The 24,570-nt window shown below is 51.0% G+C and carries 29 protein-coding genes and 1 pseudogene (1 of these 30 cut by a window edge); all 30 read left to right on the top strand.

All coding sequences use genetic code 11. The annotated features are described in order from the left end of the window. Window positions 1–89: 89 nt before the first annotated feature. Window positions 90–1,325: a DNA methylase gene (locus tag A2048_01445; GenBank protein OGP10483.1), complete on the top strand. Its 1,236-nt coding sequence runs from the start codon at window positions 90–92 to the stop codon at window positions 1,323–1,325. 22 nt (window positions 1,326–1,347) lie between these two features. Continuing rightward, window positions 1,348–1,806: a hypothetical protein gene (locus tag A2048_01440; GenBank protein OGP10482.1), complete on the top strand. Its 459-nt coding sequence runs from the start codon at window positions 1,348–1,350 to the stop codon at window positions 1,804–1,806. Next, window positions 1,793–3,691, top strand: coding sequence for a phage tail protein (locus A2048_01435; GenBank protein OGP10453.1), 1,899 nt, complete (start codon window positions 1,793–1,795; stop codon window positions 3,689–3,691). Before A2048_01440 ends, A2048_01435 begins: the two co-directional genes overlap by 14 nt. Window positions 3,692–3,697: 6 nt before the next feature. Beyond that, the gene (locus A2048_01430; protein ID OGP10452.1) at window positions 3,698–3,898 is read left to right on the top strand and encodes a hypothetical protein; all 201 of its coding nucleotides are present in this window, start codon (window positions 3,698–3,700) and stop codon (window positions 3,896–3,898) included. A 2-nt stretch (window positions 3,899–3,900) separates the two neighbouring features. Continuing rightward, window positions 3,901–5,373: a phage portal protein gene (locus tag A2048_01425; protein ID OGP10451.1), complete on the top strand. Its 1,473-nt coding sequence runs from the start codon at window positions 3,901–3,903 to the stop codon at window positions 5,371–5,373. 108 nt (window positions 5,374–5,481) lie between these two features. Continuing rightward, complete coding sequence (locus A2048_01420; protein OGP10481.1) at window positions 5,482–7,434, top strand: hypothetical protein; 1,953 nt, start codon at window positions 5,482–5,484, stop codon at window positions 7,432–7,434. A gap of 24 nt (window positions 7,435–7,458) precedes the next feature. After that, window positions 7,459–7,782: a hypothetical protein gene (locus tag A2048_01415; protein ID OGP10450.1), complete on the top strand. Its 324-nt coding sequence runs from the start codon at window positions 7,459–7,461 to the stop codon at window positions 7,780–7,782. Window positions 7,783–7,790: 8 nt separating this feature from the next. Next, window positions 7,791–8,108 carry a hypothetical protein gene (locus A2048_01410; GenBank protein ID OGP10449.1) on the top strand — a complete coding sequence of 106 codons (318 nt, stop codon included), beginning with the start codon at window positions 7,791–7,793 and terminating at the stop codon, window positions 8,106–8,108. Then, on the top strand, window positions 8,108–8,644 hold the full coding sequence (locus A2048_01405; GenBank protein OGP10448.1) for a hypothetical protein: 537 nt from the start codon (window positions 8,108–8,110) through the stop codon (window positions 8,642–8,644). The genes A2048_01410 and A2048_01405 overlap by 1 nt, the downstream gene beginning before the upstream one ends. Window positions 8,645–8,653: 9 nt before the next feature. After that, window positions 8,654–8,902: a hypothetical protein gene (locus A2048_01400; GenBank protein OGP10447.1), complete on the top strand. Its 249-nt coding sequence runs from the start codon at window positions 8,654–8,656 to the stop codon at window positions 8,900–8,902. Continuing rightward, entirely contained in the window at window positions 8,899–10,365 is a 1,467-nt protein-coding gene (locus A2048_01395; protein ID OGP10446.1) for a hypothetical protein, read from the top strand. Before A2048_01400 ends, A2048_01395 begins: the two co-directional genes overlap by 4 nt. A gap of 40 nt (window positions 10,366–10,405) precedes the next feature. Beyond that, window positions 10,406–10,774, top strand: a complete 369-nt coding sequence (locus A2048_01390; GenBank protein OGP10445.1) for a phage tail protein — start codon at window positions 10,406–10,408, stop codon at window positions 10,772–10,774. After that, window positions 10,774–11,049, top strand: a complete 276-nt coding sequence (locus A2048_01385) for a hypothetical protein (GenBank protein ID OGP10444.1) — start codon at window positions 10,774–10,776, stop codon at window positions 11,047–11,049. The genes A2048_01390 and A2048_01385 overlap by 1 nt, the downstream gene beginning before the upstream one ends. A 93-nt stretch (window positions 11,050–11,142) precedes the next feature. Next, a complete protein-coding gene (locus A2048_01380; protein OGP10443.1) occupies window positions 11,143–13,041 on the top strand; it encodes a hypothetical protein in 1,899 nt (632 codons plus the stop codon). Further along, window positions 13,041–14,303, top strand: a complete 1,263-nt coding sequence (locus A2048_01375) for a hypothetical protein (protein ID OGP10442.1) — start codon at window positions 13,041–13,043, stop codon at window positions 14,301–14,303. The genes A2048_01380 and A2048_01375 overlap by 1 nt, the downstream gene beginning before the upstream one ends. After that, the gene (locus A2048_01370; GenBank protein ID OGP10441.1) at window positions 14,293–15,369 is read left to right on the top strand and encodes a hypothetical protein; all 1,077 of its coding nucleotides are present in this window, start codon (window positions 14,293–14,295) and stop codon (window positions 15,367–15,369) included. The genes A2048_01375 and A2048_01370 overlap by 11 nt, the downstream gene beginning before the upstream one ends. Continuing rightward, window positions 15,366–15,998 carry a hypothetical protein gene (locus A2048_01365; GenBank protein ID OGP10440.1) on the top strand — a complete coding sequence of 211 codons (633 nt, stop codon included), beginning with the start codon at window positions 15,366–15,368 and terminating at the stop codon, window positions 15,996–15,998. Before A2048_01370 ends, A2048_01365 begins: the two co-directional genes overlap by 4 nt. An 8-nt stretch (window positions 15,999–16,006) precedes the next feature. Beyond that, window positions 16,007–16,459 carry a hypothetical protein gene (locus A2048_01360; GenBank protein ID OGP10439.1) on the top strand — a complete coding sequence of 151 codons (453 nt, stop codon included), beginning with the start codon at window positions 16,007–16,009 and terminating at the stop codon, window positions 16,457–16,459. Continuing rightward, window positions 16,446–17,498: a hypothetical protein gene (locus tag A2048_01355; protein ID OGP10438.1), complete on the top strand. Its 1,053-nt coding sequence runs from the start codon at window positions 16,446–16,448 to the stop codon at window positions 17,496–17,498. Before A2048_01360 ends, A2048_01355 begins: the two co-directional genes overlap by 14 nt. Next, complete coding sequence (locus A2048_01350) at window positions 17,489–18,073, top strand: hypothetical protein (GenBank protein OGP10437.1); 585 nt, start codon at window positions 17,489–17,491, stop codon at window positions 18,071–18,073. The genes A2048_01355 and A2048_01350 overlap by 10 nt, the downstream gene beginning before the upstream one ends. Before the next feature lie 12 nt (window positions 18,074–18,085). Beyond that, window positions 18,086–19,252, top strand: a complete 1,167-nt coding sequence (locus A2048_01345) for a hypothetical protein (GenBank protein ID OGP10436.1) — start codon at window positions 18,086–18,088, stop codon at window positions 19,250–19,252. After that, entirely contained in the window at window positions 19,252–19,908 is a 657-nt protein-coding gene (locus A2048_01340) for a hypothetical protein (GenBank protein ID OGP10435.1), read from the top strand. Before A2048_01345 ends, A2048_01340 begins: the two co-directional genes overlap by 1 nt. 3 nt (window positions 19,909–19,911) lie before the next feature. Further along, window positions 19,912–20,130 carry a hypothetical protein gene (locus tag A2048_01335; protein OGP10434.1) on the top strand — a complete coding sequence of 73 codons (219 nt, stop codon included), beginning with the start codon at window positions 19,912–19,914 and terminating at the stop codon, window positions 20,128–20,130. Beyond that, entirely contained in the window at window positions 20,127–21,686 is a 1,560-nt protein-coding gene (locus tag A2048_01330; protein OGP10433.1) for a hypothetical protein, read from the top strand. The genes A2048_01335 and A2048_01330 overlap by 4 nt, the downstream gene beginning before the upstream one ends. Beyond that, window positions 21,661–21,921 carry a hypothetical protein gene (locus A2048_01325; GenBank protein ID OGP10432.1) on the top strand — a complete coding sequence of 87 codons (261 nt, stop codon included), beginning with the start codon at window positions 21,661–21,663 and terminating at the stop codon, window positions 21,919–21,921. Before A2048_01330 ends, A2048_01325 begins: the two co-directional genes overlap by 26 nt. Beyond that, window positions 21,918–22,382: a hypothetical protein gene (locus A2048_01320; GenBank protein OGP10431.1), complete on the top strand. Its 465-nt coding sequence runs from the start codon at window positions 21,918–21,920 to the stop codon at window positions 22,380–22,382. Before A2048_01325 ends, A2048_01320 begins: the two co-directional genes overlap by 4 nt. Further along, window positions 22,379–22,615 (top strand): hypothetical protein, encoded by a 237-nt coding sequence (locus tag A2048_01315; protein OGP10430.1) that lies wholly within the window; start codon window positions 22,379–22,381, stop codon window positions 22,613–22,615. The genes A2048_01320 and A2048_01315 overlap by 4 nt, the downstream gene beginning before the upstream one ends. After that, on the top strand, window positions 22,581–22,820 hold the full coding sequence (locus A2048_01310; GenBank protein ID OGP10429.1) for a hypothetical protein: 240 nt from the start codon (window positions 22,581–22,583) through the stop codon (window positions 22,818–22,820). The genes A2048_01315 and A2048_01310 overlap by 35 nt, the downstream gene beginning before the upstream one ends. Then, a complete protein-coding gene (locus tag A2048_01305) occupies window positions 22,817–23,113 on the top strand; it encodes a hypothetical protein (GenBank protein ID OGP10428.1) in 297 nt (98 codons plus the stop codon). Before A2048_01310 ends, A2048_01305 begins: the two co-directional genes overlap by 4 nt. 588 nt (window positions 23,114–23,701) lie before the next feature. Then, window positions 23,702–24,570: pseudogene (locus A2048_01300) on the top strand (hypothetical protein) (it continues 400 nt past the right edge of the window).

Raw genomic sequence — 24,570 nt, 5'->3', positions numbered from 1 at the left:
AAGGCGCAGAATTTCGCCAGCGACAGGGAGAATTTTGACTTGTGGAAAAGCCAAATAAATCAAGAGTCAGTGACTCGCAGGTTCAGGAAATTATCGCCTGCAAGAAGATCGAGGTCGTGGAGATTAAAAAGCTCCGAATCAACGAGCGGAATGCCCGTCTTCACAGCGACGATCAGATTCGCCAGTTGATGAAGAGCATCGAGAAGTTCGGATTTACCGTTCCGATCTTGATCGACGAAAAGAAAATGGTGATCGCCGGCCACGGACGTCTCGAGGCTTTGAAAAGACTTGGGCACAGAAAGGCGCCGGCCATCCTCCTCAATCACTTAACCGAAAACGAAAAGCGAGCCTACGTCCTGGCCGACAATCAGATTCCTATGCTGGCGGACTGGGATCTCACCCTCTTGAAGGAGGAATTGGATTTTCTGAATCAGGAGGGTTTTGAACTTGAGGACATCGGCTTCGGGAATGAAGAGGTTCAAAATATTTTCGAGACGGAAGAAAAGGAATGGAAGAAAGGATTAACCAATGAGAACGACATCCCTGATCCTCCCAGCAAACCTAAAACCAAGCTGGGCGATATTTACCAATTGGGTTCTCACCGATTGATGTGTGGAGATGCAACCAATACCGGCCAGGTCGAGAAACTCTTAGGTGGCCTCAAGCCAGTGTTGATGGTGACCGATCCCCCTTACGGTGTGAACTACGAACCAGAATGGCGCAATGAAGCCGCGGAGAAAGGCAAGATCGCCTACGCCGCCCGCGCTCTGGGAAAAGTTGAGAACGATGATCGGGTTGATTGGACCGAAGCGATCCGCCTCTTTGATGGCGATGTCGCTTACGTCTGGCATGCCGGAGTTTACGCTGCCCAAGTTGCCGATAGCCTTATGCGGGCCGGCTACGAAATTCGCTCGCAGATCATCTGGGCCAAGCAAGGCTTGGTTATTTCCCGAGGTCATTATCACTGGCAACATGAACCCTGCTGGTACGCGGTCAAAAAAGGAAAGACCGGTCACTGGTCGGGGGACCGGAAACAAACCACTCTATGGCAGATCGCGAACCGCAATCCCCGTGGTGGCGAAATCGAGGATGCCAACACCGACCACCGCACCCAGAAGCCGGTTGAATGCATGCGCCGGCCGATCGTGAACAATACGAAGCGCGGAGAATCCGTTTATGATCCCTTTCTTGGAAGCGGCACATCATTGATTGCGGCCGAGAGCACAGGAAGAGTTTGCTACGGGATGGAGATCGATCCCCGCTACTGCGACATGATCGTCAAACGCTGGGAAGATTTCGTCGGAAAGAAGGCACAGTATGCCTAAAAAATCTCCCGACGGAAATTTGATGTCGATTTCAGCTTACGCGAGACATCGCAAGGTCTCGCTTGCGGCTGTCCAAGATGCCTTGAAGCGTGGACGGATCCGGTTTTCCGATTCTAATGGAAAATGGATCAACCCTGTTCATGCCGACAGGGACTGGTCCCAAAATACAGATCTCTCTAAGGTAAGAGACGATAACGAATCGACCAAAGGTTATGCCACGGCTCGGGCGGCCCGCGAGCATTACCTCGCCCGCCTGGCCAAACTCGAATTTGAGGAGAAAAGCGGAAAGCTCGTTGATGCCGAGAAAATGAAAAGAGATGCTTTTGAGATCGCCCGCACGGTCCGCGATCATATTTTGAATATCCCCGACCGGATCAGCGCGGAACTGGTCGGCATCACCGATCAGCCCACCATGCACGCTGTCCTGACACGCGAGCTCAATACCGCCCTCCGGGAGCTTTGCGACCATGAATCAAGATGACTGTTACCGAGAAGGTTTTTATGGCGGCTTCAGGCCCGATCCAATCCTGACGGTCAGCGAGTGGGCTGATACTTACCGCATGCTCTCACAGAGGGCCTCCGCCGAACCGGGGAAATGGAGAACGGAGAGGACACCCTATCTCAAAGAGATCATGGATTCACTTTCTGCGATGAGTCCTGTTCAGTCTGTCACCTTGATAAAAGGCGCTCAATTGGGAGGAACTGAAGCCGGCAGTAATTGGATCGGCTACATCATCGATCACGCGCCGGGGCCAGTGCTCGCCGTCCAGCCGACTGTCGAAATGGCCAAGAGAAATTCGAAGCAAAGAATCGAGCCTCTGATCCAGGAATCTCAAAGACTCCGGGAAAAAGTAAAATCCCCCCGTTCGCGCGATTCGGGAAATACAATTCTGGCAAAAGAGTTTCCGGGAGGACTTCTTGTCATGACCGGTGCCAACTCCGCCGTGGGACTTCGTTCACTTCCTGCCCGTTATCTTTTTCTGGATGAGATTGATGCCTATCCCGGCGACGTCGACGGTGAAGGAGATCCGGTATCTCTGGCCGAAGCGCGTGCGAGAACCTTTGCGCGGAGAAAAATCTTCAAGGTTTCCACACCTACTATCGAAGGCAGGTCGCGTATCCAGTCCTCTTACGAGGCTTCCGATCAAAGAAAGTACGAAGTCCCTTGCCCGCATTGCAGTTTTTTTCAGGAACTCATCTGGCCCCGAGTCAAATGGGAGAAAGGCAAAATCAGCACGGCTCACTATATTTGCGCCGGTTGCGAACAAGCGATCGGAGAACATCACAAGACGTCCATGCTTTCCAAAGGAAGATGGGTCGCCAAGAATACCAATCCGAATCCAAGGCACGTCGGTTTTCATCTGAACAGTCTTTATTCTCCCGTCGGTTGGTTTTCCTGGGCCGATGCTGCCGAACTATGGGAATTGGCCCAAAAGAATCCGGATCGGCTGAGAAGCTTTGTGAATACGGTCTTGGGAGAAACCTGGAAAGAAAAAGGAGATGCTCCGGAGTGGCAAAGAATTTTTGAACGACGTGAATCTCATGAGTTTAACCGAGTGCCCGCAGGTGGAATTTTTATCACCGCGGGAGTTGATGTGCAAAAAGATCGCCTTGAATGTGAAATCGTCGCATGGGGTGAAGATAGGCAAAGCTGGTCGATCGATTATCGGGTTGTTCCGGGAGACACCAACGAAGAGTCACCTTGGAATGAACTCTTCGGTTTCTTAAATGAGCAATTCACGTGTGAGACAGGCGGCGCACTTCCAATCCGGATGATGGCGATCGACTCCGGCTACAATACTCAAATTGTCTACAACCAGGTCCGCAAACATCCGATCAACCGCGTGATCGCGGTCAAGGGATCCGACTTTTCCCAAATGGTCATCAGTTCACCTTCTACCGTCGATGTAGATTTCAAAGGCCGGAAGATCCGACGCGGCGTGAAAGTCTGGACCGTCGGGAGCGGCATCGTAAAGACGGAACTTTACGGCTGGCTCCGCCTGGACAAGCCTACTACGGAAGGCGAACCTTATCTCGCCGGTTATTGTCACTTCCCCGAATACGACGAACACTATTTCAAAATGCTGACCGCCGAGCAGATGGTTGTCCGAGTCACCAAGAGTGGCGGCCGGCGGTATGAATGGGAAAAAATTCGGGAAAGAAACGAGGCTCTTGATTGCCGAATCTATGCCCGCGCAGCAGCGGCCCTTTCCGGCCTGGACCGTTTCACAAAAGATCAATGGCAGGTGTTGAAAAATCAAAGATCGATTGAAATAGGAAAAACTCGTCCTCAGAATCCTTCGCAGGACCATCAGAAGAAAAGAAAGGCTTCTCCTTTTTTAAAACAAGACCGGTCTTTCTGGTGAAACGATATGGCATTCACTCAAGCTCAAATCGATGCATTGGAAAAGGCGATTGCCGAAGGCACAACCCGCGTCAAATATCAGGACCGCGAAGTGACCTACCGCTCTCTTGAGGAGATGATGCAGATCCTGAACATGATGAAAAAATCTCTGGGACTCACCTCCGGGCAGATCAAGGTGATCAAACCGGAATTCGACAAAGGGCTTTGATAATGTCCGAAAAACATTGGATCGATCGCCTCATTTCCTATTTCAACCCCAAAGCCGGGGCAAAACGGGCGCGTTATCGGGCCGTTGAAGATCTATTTCAGAGTCCATCAAAACGTCGCTACGAAGCAGCAAGTATTGGAAGAAGGACCAAGGGATGGAACGCGTTGGATACCGGCCCCAACGCCGAGGTCAAACCTGCTTTGAACCGACTTCGCGCACGCTCGCGCGATCTGGTGAGGAATAACTCCTACGCGAGCCGAGCAATCCAAGTGATTTCCTCCAACGTGGTCGGCACGGGCATCATCCCACAGCCCAAGAATAAAAAAATCGACGAGCTCTGGAGTTCTTGGGGCGACACTCTTCAGTGTGACTCCGAGGGACAAAATAATTTTTACGGGATCCAAGCCTTGGCTCTGCGCGAAATCACGGAGGCCGGTGAGGTGTTGATCCGTAAAATCATGCGCCGGAATTCAGACGGATTCCAAGTGCCCCTTCAATTGCAGGTGATCGAAGCGGACTTTCTCTATGACTTGACCGATCGGGCAATTCCGGGCGGCGGTTTCCTCAAACAAGGGATCGAATTTGATTCTCGAGGAAACCGGGTGGCCTATCATCTCTACCGGCAACACCCTGGCGAGACGAGTTTTCCGGGAAACAATTTTGAAAGTGTTCGTATTCCGGCAAACGAGATTCTGCACATCTACCGGAAAGACAGGGCCGGACAGATCCGAGGTGTTCCGTGGGGATCGCCTGCACTGCTAAAACTCCGTGATTTTGACGACTATGACGACGCCCAATTGATCCGCCAGAAAATCGCCGCATGTTTCGCCGCTTTTGTGATGGATAAAGAAGCTTCGGATGGCCCCGGAACTGAGAGTGATGTCTTGGATAAAAAACTCGAGCCGGGTTTGATCTATGATCTTCCTCCCGGAAAAGAAATCACCTTCGGCAATCCTCCGGCGGTGGGCCTAGAATATGAACCCTACGCGGCCGTCACTCTTCGGGCCATCGCAACTGGATACGGTGTCACTTACGAATCGCTTACTCAGGATTATTCCCGGGTCAATTTTTCCAGCGGCCGTATGGGATGGATCGAGTTTCATCGGAATGTGGAGCAATGGCGTTGGAACATGCTGATTCCCAATCTTTGCGAGCCGGTCTGGGACTGGTTTGTAGAGGCGGCCGAGCTTGCTGGCCACGTTTCGGTGAACCGCGTCAAGAAAGCAACGTGGACTCCTCCGAAACGAGAGATGATCGATCCCGTCAAAGAGACGGAGGCCCAGGTCACGGCTATCCGCGGAGGCTTGAAGACGCTATCTGAAGCGATCCGGGAACAAGGAAACGATCCGGAAAAGCAGATGGAAGAAATGGCGCACGACAATGACCTGCTCGATCAGTACAAGCTGAAACTCGATTCGGACCCACGGAATTCCACTCCGTCCCAAAAAAATCCCACTCCAAACAATAATCCATAAAAATCGATTGCAACCCCGTTTCTCGTCCTCATGATGAACGTCAAAGAGGAACAACTCTTTCAAGGTTTTTAAACCATGCGGCGCGAGAATACTTTGAAGAAAACTCAAATCAATCTTCCCCCTCTCTTTTTTCGCGGAGGCTTTGAGCCGGAGACGCTGGACGCTGAAAAGCGCACCATCATGCTCCGCTGGTCGACCGGCGAGAAAGTTTTGCGCGGCGGTTTTTTCACAGACCCCTTTTACGAAGAGCTCTCTTTGAGTCCTGATTCGGTTCGTATGAACCGGCTCAAGAACGGAGCACCTCTTCTCAATACTCACTCCAATCAAAATGTCCTGGATCAGATCGGCGTCGTTGAAGACGCGTGGTTAGAGAATGGCAGCGGCTTTGCGCGCGTCCGCTTCAGCGAGCGTGCCGATGTAGCTCCCATCTTTCAAGACGTGAAAGCGGGCATCATCCGCAATGTCTCAGTGGGGTATCGCGTTTATCGCTTTCAAGATGTTTCAGGAGAAAATGACAAACTAAAAACGTTCCGAGCAACCGATTGGGAACCAATGGAACTTTCGATGGTGCCTGTTGGAGCTGATTCGGGAGCATCGGTCCGATCCCATGAAAAGGATTTAAACGCGTGCGAGGTCGTGGAGCGCACGGAGGAAAATAAAAATGAGGAGACACTTATGAAAGACCAGAACCAGCCCCAAAGGGGCGTTGAGGGGGAGGCTCTGCGGGCTTTGCCCGTGGAGGGGGCGACGCGAGCCCCTATAGTCAACCCGGAAGCGATCCGAAAGGAAACGCTCGAGCAAGAGCGTAAAAGAACTTCCGAGATCACCCAGCTTACCCGAAAATTCGGGATGGAAGAGGCGTTCTCCCGGAAGCTGATCGAAAGCGATGTGCCTGTCGATGAAGCCCGCCGGCAGATCCTCGATAAACTCGCCGAACGAAGCGACCAGAACAAAATTTTAAATCAAGTGAGTGGCATCGAAGTCACTCGTGACGAAGCAGATGTTCGTCGCGCTGGGGCCGTCGAAGCTCTGATGCATCGGTACGATCCCAAGGTCAATCAGTTGACCGAGAAGGCTCATCCCTTTGCAGGTATGAGTCTCCTGCGTCTTGCCGAAGAAATGCTTTTGAGGAATCACCAAAAAGTTTCAGGTCTTTCCAAGATGGAACTGACCAAGCGGGCTTTTTTATCCACGAGTGATTTTCCCGAAATTCTTTCGGCAGTCGCCAACAAAACACTCCGCCAGGCTTATGATATGGCACCCCAGACCTTCCGGCCTTTTGTCCGTCAGGTCTTCAATGCAGATTTCAAACCGGTTTCCCGGGTCCAACTGAGTGAAGCTCCGAAACTCGAAAAAGTAAATCAGAGCGGCGAATTCAAATACGGATCCATGAGCGATTCGGCCGAGAAGTACAACCTGGCCACCTTCGGAAAGATCATCGCGATCAACCGCCAGGTGATCATTGATGATGACTTGGAAGCCATGACTCGGATCCCGGCATTATTCGGTCGTTCCGCGGCCGATCTCGAGAGCGATCTGGTTTACGGTGTCATCACTGGCAACGCAGCAATGTCCGACGGCATCACTCTTTTTCATGCCAACCACAGCAACTTGGGTGTACCAGCGGCTCCCGGAGAAGCTGGATTTGGAGAAGCTCGCGAGAAAATGCGAACCCAGACCGGCCTTCAAAAAGGAAAAGATAAACAGTTTTTGAATGTCACAGCCCGCTATCTGATTGTGCCGGCGGCTTTGGAGACTGCGTCTCAGAAGCAATTGACCGCGATCACAGCCAACGTCGCAAATTCGGTGAATGTTTTTTCCGGGGCTTACGTCCTCATCACCGAACCGCGTCTGGATGCTGATTCGAAAAGGACCTGGTACATGGCGGCTGACCCTTCACAGATCGACACGATCGAGATCGCCTACCTGCAGGGGCAGGCCGGTGTTTACACAGAAACCGAACAAGGTTTCGATATCGACGGGATCAAGATCAAGGCAAGGCTCGATGTTGGGGTAAAGGCAATAGACCATCGTGGTCTTTTCAAAAACCCCGGCGTGTAATTTTAAAAGAGGAGGAGAAAATTTATGCAAAATTTTGTGCAAGAAGGAAACACGATCACGGTTGCATCACCGGCTATCGTCAAAAGCGGAGACGGTGTTTTGGTTCAAAACACATTCGGTATCGCAGCCTTTGACGCGAATCTGGGGGATCCGCTGGAAATCGTTTTGGAGGGAGTTTTCATCCTTCCAAAAGCCGCAGCAATGATCCCTCAAGGGGTAAAGGTCTTTTGGGATGATGTGGCAAAGAACGTGAACCCTGTCGCGGGAAATCTGGAGATAGGGATTGCCACAGCCGATTCGCCAGCTGTTGAATTCACCGTGAATGTTCGGCTGAACGGTTCTTTCTAAGATGAATTATGTCCTGGCTAGAAACATGCGGTCTTGTTCTGGGCAACTGTTTGACCACGTTCGGAGAGGACGTCGTTTACACACCTCAGGGACAAGCCGCCGTCAATATGACGGGGATTTTCGATGAGCTCTACGAGGGTGTTGATCCGAACACCAACGCGATCATCACTTCCCGGCAACCTATTCTGGGAATCCGGGATTCCGATCTCGGACAAACGCCCAGACAGGACGACCAGGTTCTCGTGAGAGGAATTTTGTATCGCGTGAAGGAAGTAGAAACTGACGGGCAAGGCGGAAGCAGACTGTATCTGCATAAGGTGGGCTGATGCATCCAAGAAAACAGATTCGAGACAAAGTGGTTTCGCTCCTCATCGGAAAAACAGATGCGGCGAACAATATCTTTCCCTCAAGAGTGAGGCCCATTGAAGAGCAAATGCTCCCGACTGTTCAAGTCTACGCGAACTCGGAGAGTACGGAAATCTGGCAGGAGGCTCCAAGGGAGTATGAGCGAAAGCTTTCCCTGTCAGTCCAGATAACGGCCAAGGCCGACGACAGTCTGGAAGATGTGCTCGATGCAATCGCGATCCAGGTCGAAGATGTTTTGAGACAGGACCATACGCTCGGAGAATTATGCAGAGACGTGATTTTATCGGGAACCGAACTCACGCTGAATCAAAACGGCGACACGCTGATTGGCTCCTGCAACATCACTTATGACATTTTGTATTACACCCAGGCGGTCGCGGATCGGATTCCTGAGAACGGGTACAACGATTTGAACACGATGGATATTAAATATCATACACCGACGACTCCTCAGAATCAGAATGATGCCGAGGATGTTTTGGATTTGTCGCAATAAGGGGGTTTCATGGAGATCAAATTTTTAAAGCCGGCCCCGGGCGTGAAAATACGGGATCCCAGGACAAAAGAATTCCTGCCCATCGATGGCCGCAGGGTCGAAATGACTGTTTATTGGAACCGCCGGATTCAAGACGGAACAGTGGTGGCTGTCGAAAATCAGATGGCCTTTCCGAAAACTGAAAAACTCACGATTGAAAAGTCCCCGGCTGACAAGTCTACGACCGACACATCTTCGAAGAGAGGAAGTGATCTATGACCATTTCATTCAACCAGATTCCTAATGATCGCCGTGTCCCGTTTGTCTACATCGAATTCGACAACACGCGGGCGGTGACTGGCCCACAGACGCAACCCTACAAGATTCTTCATATCGGCCAAAAGATCGCCGCAGGTAGCAAGCCGGTCTTGGTTCCCGTACAAATAACCAGCGTGGATCAGGCTGCGGACTATTTCGGGAATGGATCCATCCTCCACCGCATGCTGAAAGGTCATTTCGATAACAACACATCGACGGAGGTCTGGGCGCTTCCTTTGAATGATGACCAAGCGGCCGTCAAGGCGACTGGAACTTTACTTTTCGCGGGTCCCGCGACGGAATCCGGAACCCTCTATGTTTACATTGGCGGTGACAGAATCAAAGTTGGCATTACCTCCGGAGATACCGGCCCTCAAATCGCGACCGCTTTGAAAGCGGCCCTTGATGCGGCGACCTATCTTCCGATTACGGCAACCATCAATAACGATACTGTCACGGTAACGGCCAAAAACGGTGGTGATACCGGCAATTTTATCGACCTTCGCCACAGCTATTATGACGGAGAAAAAATTCCCTCGGGAGTGACGCTGACAATTACCCCGATGGCTGCTGGAGCCGGTAATCCCGATGTCGACGGAGCGTTCACCGCAATCGGCTCCGAGCAATACAACGTGATTGTCGTTCCCTATACCGATCAATCGAACCTGACCAAGATTGATACCGAACTTTCGGATCGTTGGGGACCGATCACCCAGAACGATGGATTTGCTGTCACCGTTTCGAATGTCGATTACGCAAGCCTGGTGGCTTTGGGAAACGGACAAAATTCGGAACATCTCTCGATCGCGGGAACTCCGAAGTTTCCAACCCTCCCGTGGCAAATCGCCGGTGCGCTGGGTGCCATCGTCGCCTATTACGGCTCCATCGATCCGGCCAGACCCTTTCAAACCCTTGCCTTAAACGGTGTCCTTCCTCCGCAGGTGGGAGAAAGACTCACCGACGATGAAAGGAATCTCCTTCTCTACGACGGGATTTCCACGCTCTTGATCGACGCCGGCGGCAAGGCACGGATCGAACGCATGATTACGACCTACAAAACAAATGCTTTCGGTGCTGCCGACACTTCTTATCTCGATCTGACTACGATCCTCACGCTTTCTTACCTCCGTTATGATTTGAGAAATTATATTTTGAGAAAATACCCGCGCCACAAACTGGCCAATGACGGGACAAGATTTGGTCCCGGTCAGGCCATCGTGACACCCAAGCTGATGAAGGCTGAGATCATCGCCAAATTCAGGGAATGGGAAGGCATCGGACTTGTCGAAGACATCACGCAGTTTAAAAATGATCTTATTGTTGAGAGAAACCAGGGCGATCCAAATCGTCTGGATGTTCTCCTGCCGCCCAATATCGTGAATCAGTTGATCGTGACGGCGGCCCAGATTGGATTCGTCTTATAAAACGGATCCACAAGTGGATCCTTGGTAAGGAGGAGGATTTATGGCCCAGAGACGTGCAGGAATTATTTTTCTGAAGATTGACGGTGAGCAGTTTGATGCCAAGGGAAGTTTCACTTACGGCATGGGAAAACCGAATCGGGAATCGATCATGGGTTCCGATGGATTCCACGGCTACAAAGAAATGCCGCAGGCAGCCTTCATCGAGGGCGAGATCACTGACAGCAAGGATTTGGACGTCGATAAACTTGCGGCCATTACCGATTCAACGATTACGCTCGAGCTGGCCAACAGCAAAGTCGTGGTCTTGAGGAACGCTTTTTCAACAAACAAGGATGGTCTCTCGGGTCAGACGGAAGAAGGCAATATTCCCGTCCGTTTCGAAGGGGCCAGTGCCGAGGAGGTACGTTAATGGAAACCAAGGAACTCAAACTCAAGGCACCCATCCAGTTCGGATCCGATAAGATCGAATCTCTCACCTTCCGAGAAGCGAAGGCCAAAGATTTTCGGGACATGCCCATTACACCGAAAGTCGGGGATCTTTTAAATGTCGCAGCGAAACTCTCGGGGCAACCACCTTCCGTGATTGATCTACTCTCTCCGGGTGACATGACGGAGGTCTTGACACTCATGGGGGAATTTATGGGGCCTGGGCCAGCGACTGGCGAGAGTGCCTCGGCTCCTTAGCCTACGCCTTCCATTTTCCTCCCTCTGAACTCTGGGAGATGGATATCGCGGAGATCCTCTTCTGGATGGATCGACTGAAGGAGGTTCTACCACGTGGCCGGTGAAACATTCAAACTCGGGTTAGTTCTCAAGGCTTTCGACGGCGTCACCGGACCTCTCCGGAAAATCAACGCCTCCCTCGAGCAATTTCAAAAACCGATACGGAAATTTGAAGGACAACTAGGCGCGCTTGTTCAAAGCACCGGTCTAGGACGCTTGGGTGAATCTTTCGCTGGTATCGGAAGAGCCACTTCGAATCTCGGAAGCGCGGTCACTTCACTCGCTGGAAAATTCGCGCTGTTAGGAAGCATCGCCGGGGCCGCCTTAACCAAGGTCATTTATGATACTGTCGAGACAGCAAGTCATCTCATCGATCTCAGAAATGCCACGGGAGCCGGCGTCGAATCGATTCAAACCCTGGGTTACGCCTTCGAGCAGTCGGGGGGAAACGCCGAGGATTTCCAGGCCGGCCTCGTTAAGTTCGCAAAAAATTTAGGCGATGCCCGAAGGCATGCGGGACCTCTCTTTCAGATTCTTCAAAAATACGACCGGCCTCTTCTCGATAAGATGCTCAAGACTAAGGATACCGGTGAAGCCTTACGGCTCTTTATCAATCGAATCTCGCAGGCAAAAACAGATACGGGAAGGCTGGCCCTCGCCACAGCCGCCGTCGGAAAAACCTCGAACAAGGCGCTGGCCTCTCTTGCCAAGGATGGCGCTGAAAATCTCAAGATGCTTGAGAAACAGACGCCGGGACTTATTTCGGAAGAGGATGCGGCACGGGCTGAAAGTTTCGGGGATGTCCTTCACCGTCTCTCACGACAATTAGGAGCAATGTCTCTTCCCATTGTCAGCGCCTTGATCCCGTCCCTGGATAGTCTTTCCCGGAAGCTCACTGATTTTCTGCACGGCAAAGAAGAAGCAATCCGGGCATGGGCGCATGATTTCGGAGAAAAACTTCCCGGCCGTCTAGAGGCCATTGGCAAAGCCTTTCAGGGCTTGTGGCAGAAACTTCTCCCGATCCGGAAGGCATTTTCCTGGATCATTGAAGATTCAGACAGGCTGCAAATCGCATTGGGAGTTTTGGCCGTACTCATCAGCTCAAAAGTCTTACTCGCCTTGGGAGGCTTGGTCCAAGCACTCGTGATGTTTGGCTACACTCTGCTTACGAATCCTATCGGCTGGTTTATTCTCGCGTTAGGCGCCCTCATCGGAATCGGTTGGTTGGTCGTCAGGAACTGGGAGAAGATTAAAGATTTTTTTGTCACCTTGTGGAACTCGCCGGCCGGCGCTGTTTTCAGAATGTTTTCCCCGCTCTGGTGGTTGATTCAAGCAGGCATTTATCTCGTGAAAAATTGGGATCAAGTGAAAGAGTTTTTCACCTCTCTCTGGAACGGCCCTGTGGGAGCCATCTTCAGGATGTTCTCTCCGATCGGCATGCTGATCACGGCCGGACAATTTCTCGCCAAACATTGGGAGAAAGTAAAAGACGTCTTTTCAAAAATCGTGGATCTCCTGAAAGAAATGTCTGGGTACTCGTCTCTCAAAAGATTTCTTGGTTTCGGTAAAGACGGAACCAAGATCACCGGCTTCAAAGAGTTCTTCGAACAAGAAGCCGAAGCGAAAAAGAACTTATTCGATGAACTGACAAGCGCAGCGGAACCTTTTTCTCCGCCAAAAACTTTGAACCTTCCTCAAGTTTCCGATGAAGGATTTTTGAAAAGCCTGTCTCAAATGTCGGATGTTGGAGCGCCCGGAGCGGTTCGGATGGGACCAGCTCTTCTCCCTTCTACAAACCCGGCGGACAACAGGACGGCGACGAGAATCGTAGCGAACAAATCCGAAGTGACGGTCAAGTTTGAAAATCTCCCCAAGGGGACACGAGTCGAGAGAGATCCGAGAGGCGAAGTGCCTCTCAACTTAAGTCTCGGTTATTCAATGGCGGGTGACTAATGGGATGGAGAGAAAGCTTACGCAAAGGTTCGTTCCGGGGCATCCCGTTTTTCGTGGATTCCTCTTCAGCCGGTTTTGGCCGGAGGAACGTGCTGCACGAATATCCCCTTCGGGATATCCCTTATGCCGAGGATTTGGGCCGCGCCCAGAAAGAATTCACGGTCGAAGCCTATGTGATCGGCAATGACTATCTGCGGGAAAGGGACTCCCTCATCTCCGCTTGTGAACGTCCCGGTCGGGGCGAATTGATTCATCCGTATTACGGATCCATTTTCGTTGTCGTTTCAGGAAAGATCAGGGTGTCGGAATCCACGTCCGAGGGTGGGGTTGCAAGGTTTTCCATCCCCTTTGTCGAAGCCGGAGAGCGTATTTTCCCCTCTGCTCGGAATGATATTTTCTCACGCATTGCCAATGCGAGGGATAATTTATTATCCAAGGCCCAAGCCGCGTTTGATCTCGCCTATCAGGTTCTCGAATTCCCACAATTTGTCCTGAATACGGCCAAGGAGACGGTGCGGGCCTTGTCCGATACGTTCACGGGAATCAAAGGGTCCATCGAAGGAACCTTTGCCGAGTTTTATCATTCCGCAAAACAAATTGCGGAGGACATCGATGATCTGATCCCCGATGCTGGGAAACTCTCGCCCGCAATTCTTGGAACCATTTCGAAGATCAGCACCATCTCTGAGGATCCTCGGGAGGTCATCGAGGCCTATAAAATTCTGATGAACTTTGGCGGCAAGGATTTTGGAGGAAAAGACATCCCAAATCAACCTGCCAGCAATCAACTTGATCCACCCGTCATCCCGGCCCTCGTCGCAGCCTTGGGCGGGACGGCAACCCGGGTTCGAGAAAAACAAAACCTGGATGCAATTGTCGGTCTTGTCAAACAGGCAGCAATCGCTTGGGTTGCTCCGATTGCAGCTCAAGCCGCTTATCCTTCACTTCAAGATGCCATCACCGCGCGGGACGAAATTCTGACTGTGATCGATCAACAAATGGAAGCAGAAGAGATCGACGATGATACCTATCAGGCCCTGCACGATGTAAGAAAAACCTTGAGCGAGGCCCTTCCTCCGCCTACCGAAGATCTTCCGAGCGTTGTTCCTTACCAAAATATTCAAACCAGACCGTCACTTGTCCTGGCTTATGACCTCTACGAAAAACTGGATCGTGAAACGGATATTGTTGAGCGCAACCAAGTCGAGCATCCCGGTTTTGTTCCCGGTGGCATCACGCTGGAGGTGATCCGTGATCGTTGAGGCAAGCCTCCCTGATGTTTCTCTTTTTGTGAACGGCCAGAAGTACGAAGGCTGGACTGAGGCTTCGGTCAAACGCTCCGTCAAAGCAATCGCCGGCGAGTTCAACCTGTCGGTGACCGATAATTGGGGCGGAACGGGATCGGTTTTCTTCATCAGCATCGGGGATGAGGCGCAGGTCAAGATCGGAGATGATGTTCTGGTCACGGGTTTTATCGAAGAAATTCAAAATTCCATCGATGCCTCCGGCCACACAGTGAGCGTCTCCGGAAGAGATAAAAGCGCGGACCTGGTGGACTGTTCCGCCATCTATAAAAGTGGCGAAATTAAAAATGCCGATCTTCTAAAAATTGCCCAGCTCCTCACCGAGCCTTTTGGTTTGTCCGTCCGGGCGGAAACTGATGTTGGAGCACCATTTCCGGGGTTTGTCATCAAGACCGGAGAAACCGTCTTTGAGGCTATGGATCGAGCCGCGAGGTTGCGAGGCGTTCTCTTTTCAAGTGATGGATTGGGAAATATCGTCATTACGAAGTTGGGGAAGAATAAAACCCAGACCTCGCTTATTGAAAGTCAAAACGTCAAACAGGCGAACCTTTCGCTGGATACCAAGGAGCGGTTCTCAGAGTATTTTGTGAAAGCTCAAATGAAAGGAACCGATCAGACACATGGCAAGCATGTCTCCCAAGTTAAAGGGGATGCCTCTGACCCAGTCATTAAACGATATCGCCCCCTGGTGATCATCGCCGAGCAACAGGCAAATTTAGCCGAGTCTAAAAAGAGAGCCCAATGGGAGGCCGCGGTCCGGGCCGCCAATGCCTCCAAAGTTTCCGTCACGGTTCAAGGATTCGAACAGAATGAAAGCGGTCCTCTCTGGCAAGTAAATGAGATCGTCTACTTCGAATCAAAAACTCTGGGCCTTAAACAGGAATTATTAATCGCGGATATCGAGTGGAAGATTTCCGGATCAAGCGGCCGCGAAACGGTCATGACTTTACAGAAGCCGGATGCCTTCATCCCCAAGCCTAAGGTGGAAAAAAAGAACGATCCTGTGGGGGAATACGAATTATGAAAGAGTTCCGCAAAATATTGGAACCTCTGAAGCGCCGAATTCTCATGTCTATCTCGCGCGCCGTGATCGAGACGATCAAAGATGATCAGGGGATCCAGAGCATGCAGGCGAGTTTGTTGGCCGATGAAGTTCAGGACGACATGGAGCGGTTTCAAAATTACGGCCTTACTTCACATCCTCCCAAAGGCTCTGAGGGCATCGCTGTTTTTCCGGGAGGTGACCGGTCCCACGGTCTTTTGATTGTGGTGGATAACCGGAAATACCGATTGAAAGGCCTTCAGGAAGGAGAAGTCGCTCTGTATTCCGACGAAGGCGATTACATCAAACTGAAGCGGGGAAATCAGATTGAGATCGTCACGCACACGCTGACGGTCAACGCCACCTCCGCGGTGAATATCACAACCCCCTCGTTCAATGTCACGGCACCGAACTCAAATTTCATCGGCAATGTCGGCATCGCGGGTGGGCTTGCGATGTTGAACTCAAACGGCGGCAGCGGAGACATCAATGCGTCCGGTCAGGTTTCCGACCACACAGGATCAATGGATCAGATGAGGGGAATTTATAACGGGCATAACCATAGCGATCCTCAAGGCGGAACAACCGGAGGACCAAATCAATCAATGTAAGGGCCATTATGTCAGACATCAAACTTGATACCCAAGACGGTCTTTCCTTCGACATTACGATGGAGAGCAACGACCTGAAATTGGATGATAGCCTCAAAACGGCAGTCATCATCAGCCTTTTCACAGACCACCGCGTGGTTGTCGATGAGTTACCCGCCGGCGAGAAAGACCGGAGGGGCTGGTGGGCCGACGCCTTGAATGACGACAAAGACCAGATCGGTTCCAAGCTATGGACATTGAAGCGGGAGAAAATCACCCAAGATCTCCTGGACCGGGCCAAACGGTATTGCGAAGAGGCCCTGCAATGGCTCATTGACGACCAGATCGCCCAAGACATCACTGTGTTTGTGGAAAGAGCAGGTCTCTACCAAATCTCGATTGCAATGGAAATTAAGCGTCCTCACGATGACCGTATCAGGTACCGCTACGGTTTTATCTGGGGAAGCAATGGGATTCAATAGACCAACACTTCAGGATATCAACGATCGGATCAAAACCGATCTGGAGACAAGGCTATCGACCGCTGGGGCTTTTTTACGGCGCTCGGTTATTCTTGTCGTCGGCCGCGTGCTGGCCGGTTCCTCACATCTTCTCCACGGGCATCTAGATTTCATCTCCAAGCAGGTCCTCCCTGACTCCGCCATAAAATCCTATCTCGAACGATGGGCTTCCATCTGGGGCATCAAGAAAAAACCGGCCACATTTGCGAGCGGAATAATCATCTTAACCGGAACCAATGGAAGCCTCATTCCGCAACTCACACTTTTTGTCCGGAATGATGGTGTTCAATACGAATCTCAGGCCGATGCGACAATCGCCAATGGAACAGCCAATGTCAGCGTTCAAGCACTTGTTGCTGGATCCAATGGCGAAGCTGATCCCGACGTCGAGCTCACACTCGTTTCGCCGATTGCCGGAGTCGATTCCACAGGGCTTGTGGATCCGACGGGCTTAACCGGGGGAAATGATGAAGAGACGACAGAAGAATTAAGAGGCCGCTTGTTGGAACGGATTCAGGAACCTCCTCTCGGAGGAGCTGATCAAGATTACAGACTCTGGGCCAAGAGCGTCCCCGGTGTAACCCGTGTCTGGGTTTATGAAGAATACCTGGGACCAGGAACCGTCGCCGTTACCTTCGTGAGGGATAATGATAATCCCATTATTCCCGACCCCTCGGAAGTTCAAGAAGTCGCCGATTATATTCAAACCGTCCGGCCGGTGACCGCCCACGTCATTGTCTTTGCCCCGATTCCAGATCCGATTGATTTCACGATTTCCATTTTCCCGGACACGCCGGAAATCAGAACGGCCATCGAGGCGGAATTAACCGACATGGTTTACCGGGAAGCGGAACCGGGAGGAACGATTCTTTTGAGTCACATGAATGAGGCGGTCTCGATCGCCAAGGGCGAGGTGGATCATACCATCAGTGCCCCCGTCGCCGATTTCGTAAGCCCGATTGGCCACCTACCTCAGATGGGGGTGATCACATGGGTTTAAGCCTTAAGGATTATCAGAACCAAGTTTCCAGACTTCTTCCAACCGGAGAGGCATGGAATCGGAATGAAGGATCAACGTGGCAAAAACTCGTCAACGCTTTTGCCGATGAACTTTTCCGGATCGAGAATCGCACCCAGGATCTTTTAAACGAAGCTGATCCTCGCTCAACTTACGAGATGTTGGAGGATTGGGAAAGAGCTGTTGGTCTTCCCGATGAGTGTACGGGGCTGGCAAATACGCTGCAGGAACGGCGCGACCAGATCGTTTCCAAACTCGTGAAACGAGGAAACCAGAGCATCCAGTTCTTCAAGGATTTGGCTGCTCCACTTGGCTACCCGATTGAGATCGAGGAGTACGACCAGTTTCATGTCGAGGATCCGGTTGGTGGGCCGCTCTATGGCGTCGATTGGATGCATGCCTTCGGGGTGATTGCTCCGTTGCAGACCATCCGGCCCTTCCGCGTGAACAGCCACACGGTGGGCGAAAGATTGGTGGAATTCGGAGACGACATTTTGGAGTGCATTATCAATCACGCCAAGCCGTCTCATGCAGTGGTTTTGTTCATCTATCAATAGTGAGGAAGAAAAATGTTTAGGATTGATTCTCAAGGAACAGTACCCGCTCTTCCGGCCCCGGATGCACCCGGCCAATTAGCGGGCTTTTTCTCAAAAGGAAATCCCGCGGTGGGACAGAAGGCGACTGTTGTTTCCGCCGACTGGGCCAACGCGATGCAGGAAGAGATTTGCTTTGTCATTGAGCAGGCCGGAATCCAACTTAACCAGCAGGGGAAAAATAATCACACGCAGCTTAACGCAGCCATTACGACTATGATCGGTGTCGTTGCCCCCGCGCCTCATACGCATGACACTTCAGATATTGTCAGCGGCACCTTTGCCGACGCGCGAATTGCTTCCTCCAATGTCACGCAACACCAAGCCAACCTCATCCTCGATGCCGCCCAAACTACTTCTGGTGTCTTCGCAGATGCCCGGATCCCGAATCTCGATACTTCCAAGATTACGTCGGGGACATTCGCCGATGCCAGGATCGCTCAATCGAATATCACGCAACACAATGCAGCCTTGGATCATGGTGTTCTGCAAGGCTTGGGGGATGATGACCATACTCAGTACGCTCACTTGAATAAAGGTGGTCAGGGCTTCGGTCAGAAGCTGCAACATCCGTCGACAGGCGGGGGAGATCCGGGAACAACCATCGCAACAAAGGACTATGTGGACGCCAACGCCGGAGTGACCGACCACGGGGCGCTCTCAGGCTTAGGCGACGACGACCATACCCAATATCTTCATTTGAATAAGGGCGGACAGACTTTGAACCAGAATCTGGCGTGCGCTGGTGGAGTCACGATCGACGGTATCAATATCAACATTCATACTCATTCATTCTCTCTGGGTAGAACATTCGGTGTCTATGGCAAGCAAACGCAAAACATTGAGACAGACGATATCCTCACCATCGGAGGCTTTACCGCTTCGGACATGCCCGTATGGGGAATCTGTCAAATCGACATGACTCAAGGGGGCGGTGGATTTGATAGTGACAACAAGGCGTGGATCGGAGGTCCCGGACAACAGGTCTTCGGCGGAAATGAGGCCCCGACGGTGCCTTCCTACAATGGTGGAACGAGCAACTGGGAATTCCGAGTCCGGCAAAGGGCAGGCAATGAAAGCATCGTGTGCGCCTATAATCGCAGTGTCATCGAGTGCAGTGACACTACAGGAGGGCCAAGCTAATGGCGAAATCCACCTATTTTTTCGACAGGATAACAAATCAGATTATCGGTTCCCATGTACATGCCGAAAAGGATCCGAATGGATCGATCATACCTGCGGATTCGGACATCTCAAACATGTGGGAGAGCATCCGTCAGGGAACCATGTGGCCCCATCTTTTGGAAAAAGTGACAGATCAGAACCCGGCAAACATGGACTATGTGGTCTCTGAAGAAATATCACGCGGGTACAACGAATATAAACCTTCAAAACTAGACTCTGCCGACCAACTCGAACGCCGATCCTATTTTTGTCTCGAAATTGTTCCTCACGAGAAATTGATCAAGTCCGAAGAAAAAGAACGTTGCTGCATGCACGAGGTGAACACCGAAGGCGGAGTTACTCTGGATATGCAGGTCTGCGTGAAAACGACTCAGGAGGACTGTGTCGATCACGTAAAGGACAAGAACGTGAAGAGTATCGAATGCGAGGCTTTGGTCGAATGTAATTTCGGGCGGCTTATCCCCAGAGACGGTCGCGTGCAGATGAAAAACAGCAAGGCGAATTTCCAATGGTATCTGCCGGATGACACTTCCAAGGAACCAGCGCGCTGTTACGTGAAGGATCCTTCCGGGGAAATCCTGATTTCAAAAAGCCTTCAGGTTCGATGCTGCTAAAAAATGATGGGAGAAAAAATGTCTGAAGAAAAAATAGAAACACCGAAAGTAGTCAGAATTGATTTCAGCGTGGAAGAAATCGCGGAAATTACTGGTCTGATCGACATGGCTGTCAAGGCGCGCGGGCTTTCCTATGCACCGATCGCCTTGTTCCTGAATAATAAATTTCAGAGTGCTTTAAATCCCAGCACGGGCAAGCCGAAAGAAACGGAGAAGTTATGAAGAAACTTCTTTTATCTATTATTTTCATCCCAGCGCTGGCCTTTGCTGAGCCACAGGTTCTGCCCAACCTTTCCAGCCAACCAGACTATTTAACTCCCCAGGTTATCGCCGGTGTAAATCCCAACGGAGAGGCAATACCCATTCACCTAGATATGATGGGCAATCTTGCTCTCACCTGTAGTGGTGGAGGTGGCAGCGGAAACGTTTCTGGTCCCAGCAGTTCGACTCACAATGCCGTGGTCAGATTTGATGGTCCTGACGGACAGCATATTCAGAACAGCGGTGTCATCCTCAACGGCGGCAATGATCTATCAGGGGTTCACGATCTTACGATAGACGGCACTCTGAGTTTAGGGGAATCGGGCATCACACAATCTTCTCTTTTCTTTTCGACAGTGAATAACCCACATGCAACTGTTCTGACTGCCCCTTCATCGGGGGTCATTCATCTTGTCAATGAAGCTAACAAGGGGTTTGATTGGTTTGGATCATTCATCCCTCCACCCCTTGGTGGTCCTATCCTCGTTTTTCACTCAAAGAATCAGGTCAGAAATGAATTCACCGCAATGGGATTCGTGGAGGGAGCGGACACGAAGCGTTTCGGCTTCATTTTGGGTGAGGGAGATGACCTCAATGGTGTGCAGAAGTCAGACGCAGGTGTCAGTTTCATGGTCAAGGCGGGTGATGGAGGAACTCTTCTCCCGGGAGGAAAAGGCGGAGATGTCAATCTCCAAACGGGATTCGCCAGTGTCGGTAATAACAACGGCGGCGACATCAAATTGAGATTTGCGAATGGATCCGGAACAGGACAGCAAGGCACCATCACCACTGAATGGGGTGATATGCGGTTCAAGAACGCACCGTTCGGGGTTTTCAGAATCGAGGATGATTCGTCAAATGCTGCTTTAACCCTCGATCATGACGGATCGAATGCCATTTACTCGACGACAACAGGTTCCCATCATTTTCAACAAGACATTGATGTAACCGGTAAAATTGGGGTCGGAACAAACAATCCGACCGCAAACCTTCATATCGTCACACCTTTCGGATCGATCCCAAGCAAGATCGTTGTCGAGCAAAATGGCGGAAGCATTCTTCAACTCAAAGGAGAAGGCTCAGCGGCCGCAGTCGGAAGCGAGAACTCTTATCCTCTCGATATCACTACTAACAACTTTTCTCGGATCCGGATCCTGCCTGACGGCAAGGTAGGAGTGGGCACAAGCTCACCCAATTCCACACTGGATATAAATGGAAGCCAGAGCGTCAGAAGAGTTTCTGTCAGCACCGATTACACCGTGCAAGATGACGATTATTATATCGGGGTTATTAACACGGCATCCCCGATAATCATCAATATTCCTCCGGCAACAATGGTTGGCTCCGGAAAAGTTTATCGCGTCAAGGACGAGAGTGGTGGTGCAAGCGTGGCCAATCCCATTACCATCGACCCCAACGGACCCCAGACAATTGATGGAGCCTCAACGAACGTCATTAATTCAGGCTACGGAAAGATCAGTCTTATTTCGGATGGGTCTAATTGGTTCACTTTTTAAGATCGGAGATTTTCGCATGAACGGTTTCTGGACACGATGGATGATGATTGTCTCGCTGGTGATCGCGGTCGGCGGTGTGGTTGCGGCTCATTTCAACGGAATCGCAGCAGCCAAATCCTACACGGATAACATGTACGGAAAGATCGATGAAAAGGTCGATCGGATCTACGAAAAACTGAAAGACGTCGAGTCCGATGTCGCTGTGATCAAGTCTTCCGTGGAGAAAAAGAAATGATCCCTTCGGAAAACATTCCGCCAATTATTGAACCGCCTTGGCTAGAAATTGCCCGAGAAGAAATCGGTGTTTGTGAAATTCCCGGCTCAAAAAATAATCCGCGGATCATAGAGTATGGCCAAGCAACGGTGCTGAAGGCAACGAACGATGAAACCCCTTGGTGCTCCGCCTTCGTCAACTGGTGCTTTGCCCAAGTGGGTATCGAAGGCACTCGCTCGGCGGCCGCCCGCTCTTGGATTCATTGGGGCGATGAAATCAAGGAGCCTGTGTTGGGATGTGTCTGTGTTTTGAAAAGAGGCCTCTCACTATGGCAAGGGCACGTTGGCTTCTTTATCGGGAAGGTTCCCACTAATCACATCCAGCTACTCGGGGGAAATCAAGGGAACACCGTCAGGATTGAGGCGTTTCCTGCAAATCGCGTCCTCTCGTATCGGATACCTACAGAAAGGAAAGTCGCATGATGGTCGAATTTGAAAAAAGGATCTTTCATTTGAATCAAGAAATCTCGGCGCTCAAATCTTCTGGGCACAATGCATCGGAGCAAGTGGCCCGGCTTGAGGGAGCACTCGAAGAAGCCGAACGACTCTATGGATTTTATAAAAACCAAATGATGGTTCAAGGAGGGGGACATGAAAAAAACGCTTCTGCTAACGCCAATAATGCTCCTGACGCTGATAACAGCGGCCAGGGCTGACCCTTTCCGGATCAGCTCACCGGCCGATCTGGAACAATGTCTGACCTATTTCACCCAGGGGACTTGGTGGAATTGGATCGGCGGGGGTCTAACGATCGTCGCTCTCCTTTTCACCTTCGTCTTCAAAAAAACATTGCCCCAGGTCGTGATGGATATCGCCAAGGCCTTTATTCAAAAGGGTCAGACGGATAAACCTCCTCAATGAATCTCCTCCTCTCCATAGGGAGGGCAATTTCGGCGCTTTTCTTTACGGTTGTCGGCTGGCTTTTGAGCAAACTCAAGACGGCCAACGAAAGAGCGAAAACGGCCGAAGAGGACGTTCGGGAATTGGCCAAGGCATCCCAGGCTCAAGCCGAAAGGGAGCGATCCCATGAAAAGAGAGTTGAAGAGATTGCCTCTGATAATCTGTCTGACGACCGCGTTAGCGAGCTGCTGTCCACTTACCCTCCCGAGAATACCCAGACCACCCGCACCCAGCCTCCGCAAAGTCGAAATTAGAGGATGCCATAAAGTGGAAGACGGCCGGATCTTCTGTCTCGTCGAGAGAAAGTCCCTCCTTCAAAACGACGAGGCGCTCAAGAACTACATTGAGGAACTGCTGAGATTACCGGCCTTTCAGGATAACCCGTAGGTAATTTCCGTAAAAAAATTGGATTTACCTAACATCACAAATTACTTGAAGAAAATTGAATGTTATGACTTAATGCATTAACTAATGTATTCGATCCGTAAAAAATTGCAGGTTGTCGGGATAGTCCTCATAGCCGTTTTTGCGTTTGCTGCTTTGGAATTGCATACCGGTCACGATGCGAATACGAAGGCCGCAGCCAATCATTGTTGTGTCCAATGTTGTCCTTCCCACCATCTAGCCCCTGCACCAGAATACCAAGTCTCCGTCGGCGCTTTAACATCAGTCAGCCGCTTTGTTTCTTATCATTCCCCGTTTTACTCGACTCTTTTCCTTTCAAGAATAGACCGTCCTCCGATCGTCTAACCTTTCCCATTCTTCATCGATAAATACAGGACCTCTATTTTTAAGAGGCGTGTCTGGTCTACATTTACGGTTTTCTAACGAGGCAGGCTTTTATGAGAAAAATATTGATGCCGGCTCGGGTTCTTGCCACAGCCGGAATCGCTTTTTTAGTAATTATAGTGAACACATCTCTGTCTCATGCTGAGGATATGTGTCTTGTCCGCACTTCTCAGGATATTCTCGATTGTGTTCTCCAAAAGCATCCTGATGTGATCAACGCCCAAGCGGAAAAATTCCGCGACGAAAAACTCGTTAATATTGCCAAACAACGCCCCAATCCAGAATTGGAAAGCCGCATTTTGGGTGGACAAACTGCCGATGATACCAATCTGAATACGGAGACTTCTCTTTTGCACACGTTGGAGCTTGGCGGAAAACGGAAATATCGGATCGGTCAAGCAAAAGTGCTCGCTGAGAAGTCAGGTGTCCAGGTAAAGAGAAACCAGGAGGAAGTGGCTCTTCAAACCGTCTTAACCCTCTATCGGCTCCGGCAGATCAAATCAGAACTTGGCCGGGCCGATGAAACCCTGGCGACGTTTAATAAGATCCTTTCCACATTCAAGTCCCGACCCAAACTACCTCCAGAACAGGAGGTCTCCCAATCCTCTTTTAGTCTTGCCCGGGAGGACTATAAGCTCAAGAAGATATCGCTGCTCCAAGAACAAGCCAATCTCGTTGCCTGGCTGGAGGTGGCAACGGGAGTGAGTGAACAAAGTATTCTGCGGCATCTGCCCTCATCCAAAACCAAATGGCCTCAACTTGAAAAATCGACGGAGCATGCCCAGCCTTCTAATGCCACCCTTGAAGGAGCACGTACTGAAAAAAAGCTCAGCGAAGCCAATGTCTCCATCGCGAAATCCAATGCCTGGCCCGATTTAAAAATTGGTCCGAGCTTCGACACCGAAACGCTGGATAACGGCGG

Source organism: Deltaproteobacteria bacterium GWA2_45_12, from assembly GCA_001797365.1.
Classification (GTDB): Bacteria; UBA10199; UBA10199; order UBA10199; family UBA10199; genus UBA10199.
The sequence above is the reverse complement of the archived record's forward strand: the minus strand, read 5'-3'. Positions and strand labels throughout refer to the sequence as shown.

Coding starts and splice junctions, on each gene's coding strand:
- A2048_01440 (OGP10482.1), top strand. CDS start 1,348: ATGTCGATTTCAGCTTACGCGAGACATCGCAAGGTCTCGCTTGCGGCT.
- A2048_01435 (OGP10453.1), top strand. CDS start 1,793: ATGAATCAAGATGACTGTTACCGAGAAGGTTTTTATGGCGGCTTCAGG.
- A2048_01430 (OGP10452.1), top strand. CDS start 3,698: ATGGCATTCACTCAAGCTCAAATCGATGCATTGGAAAAGGCGATTGCC.
- A2048_01425 (OGP10451.1), top strand. CDS start 3,901: ATGTCCGAAAAACATTGGATCGATCGCCTCATTTCCTATTTCAACCCC.
- A2048_01415 (OGP10450.1), top strand. CDS start 7,459: ATGCAAAATTTTGTGCAAGAAGGAAACACGATCACGGTTGCATCACCG.
- A2048_01410 (OGP10449.1), top strand. CDS start 7,791: ATGTCCTGGCTAGAAACATGCGGTCTTGTTCTGGGCAACTGTTTGACC.
- A2048_01405 (OGP10448.1), top strand. CDS start 8,108: ATGCATCCAAGAAAACAGATTCGAGACAAAGTGGTTTCGCTCCTCATC.
- A2048_01400 (OGP10447.1), top strand. CDS start 8,654: ATGGAGATCAAATTTTTAAAGCCGGCCCCGGGCGTGAAAATACGGGAT.
- A2048_01395 (OGP10446.1), top strand. CDS start 8,899: ATGACCATTTCATTCAACCAGATTCCTAATGATCGCCGTGTCCCGTTT.
- A2048_01390 (OGP10445.1), top strand. CDS start 10,406: ATGGCCCAGAGACGTGCAGGAATTATTTTTCTGAAGATTGACGGTGAG.
- A2048_01385 (OGP10444.1), top strand. CDS start 10,774: ATGGAAACCAAGGAACTCAAACTCAAGGCACCCATCCAGTTCGGATCC.
- A2048_01375 (OGP10442.1), top strand. CDS start 13,041: ATGGGATGGAGAGAAAGCTTACGCAAAGGTTCGTTCCGGGGCATCCCG.
- A2048_01365 (OGP10440.1), top strand. CDS start 15,366: ATGAAAGAGTTCCGCAAAATATTGGAACCTCTGAAGCGCCGAATTCTC.
- A2048_01360 (OGP10439.1), top strand. CDS start 16,007: ATGTCAGACATCAAACTTGATACCCAAGACGGTCTTTCCTTCGACATT.
- A2048_01355 (OGP10438.1), top strand. CDS start 16,446: ATGGGATTCAATAGACCAACACTTCAGGATATCAACGATCGGATCAAA.
- A2048_01350 (OGP10437.1), top strand. CDS start 17,489: ATGGGTTTAAGCCTTAAGGATTATCAGAACCAAGTTTCCAGACTTCTT.
- A2048_01345 (OGP10436.1), top strand. CDS start 18,086: ATGTTTAGGATTGATTCTCAAGGAACAGTACCCGCTCTTCCGGCCCCG.
- A2048_01340 (OGP10435.1), top strand. CDS start 19,252: ATGGCGAAATCCACCTATTTTTTCGACAGGATAACAAATCAGATTATC.
- A2048_01335 (OGP10434.1), top strand. CDS start 19,912: ATGATGGGAGAAAAAATGTCTGAAGAAAAAATAGAAACACCGAAAGTA.
- A2048_01330 (OGP10433.1), top strand. CDS start 20,127: ATGAAGAAACTTCTTTTATCTATTATTTTCATCCCAGCGCTGGCCTTT.
- A2048_01325 (OGP10432.1), top strand. CDS start 21,661: ATGGGTCTAATTGGTTCACTTTTTAAGATCGGAGATTTTCGCATGAAC.
- A2048_01320 (OGP10431.1), top strand. CDS start 21,918: ATGATCCCTTCGGAAAACATTCCGCCAATTATTGAACCGCCTTGGCTA.
- A2048_01315 (OGP10430.1), top strand. CDS start 22,379: ATGATGGTCGAATTTGAAAAAAGGATCTTTCATTTGAATCAAGAAATC.
- A2048_01310 (OGP10429.1), top strand. CDS start 22,581: ATGCTCCTGACGCTGATAACAGCGGCCAGGGCTGACCCTTTCCGGATC.
- A2048_01305 (OGP10428.1), top strand. CDS start 22,817: ATGAATCTCCTCCTCTCCATAGGGAGGGCAATTTCGGCGCTTTTCTTT.